The 570-nt window shown below is 61.8% G+C and carries 1 rRNA gene; it reads right to left on the bottom strand.

Going from position 1 to position 570, the window contains the following annotated elements:
- Window positions 1–401 precede the first annotated feature (401 nt).
- Window positions 402–518: ribosomal RNA gene (gene rrf, locus GSI01S_RS19405) — 5S ribosomal RNA — on the bottom strand.
- Window positions 519–570: the final 52 nt, after the last annotated feature.

Genomic DNA, 570 nt, shown 5'->3' with positions numbered 1-570 from the left:
AAAAGACGGTCCCTCGAAGTTTGTCGAGTAGGCGGGTGAGCGTAGCGAGCACGCCGTATCGAGACCGCTCTGCCCGTCGTGTGGTGGTTTCGACTCGCTTCGCTCGCTCAACAAGCCTGAAGGGGGTGCTCGCTCAGCCGGCCTGGAATCTCCGGCTCCCTCGAGGTTTGTCGAGTAGGCGGGTGAGCGTAGCGAGCACGCCGTATCGAGACGACTCTGCCGTCGTGTGGTGGTTTCGACTCGCTGCGCTCGCTCAACCAGCCTGAAGCCAGTCTGAAGAGGGTGCGCTCGCGGTCTGTCAGGCGCGCCGTATCCAGACGGCACTCGCCGGCCGGGGTCACGTCCCGGGAAATGGGTTGAGCCCCGATCAGACGGTGTCTGATCGGGGCTCAACAAGTTGTGTTCGGCGGTGTCCTACTCTCCCACACCCATTACAGTGCAGTACCATCGGCGCAGGTGGGCTTAGCTTCCGGGTTCGGAATGGGACCGGGCGTTTCCCCACCGCTATAGCCGCCGTAACAATATGAAACCATCCACACCACAATCCCTCACCAGAGTTGTGGTGTGTGT

The organism is Gordonia sihwensis NBRC 108236 (assembly GCF_000333035.1).
Lineage (GTDB): Bacteria > Actinomycetota > Actinomycetes > Mycobacteriales > Mycobacteriaceae > Gordonia > Gordonia sihwensis.
The sequence above is the reverse complement of the archived record's forward strand: the minus strand, read 5'-3'. Positions and strand labels throughout refer to the sequence as shown.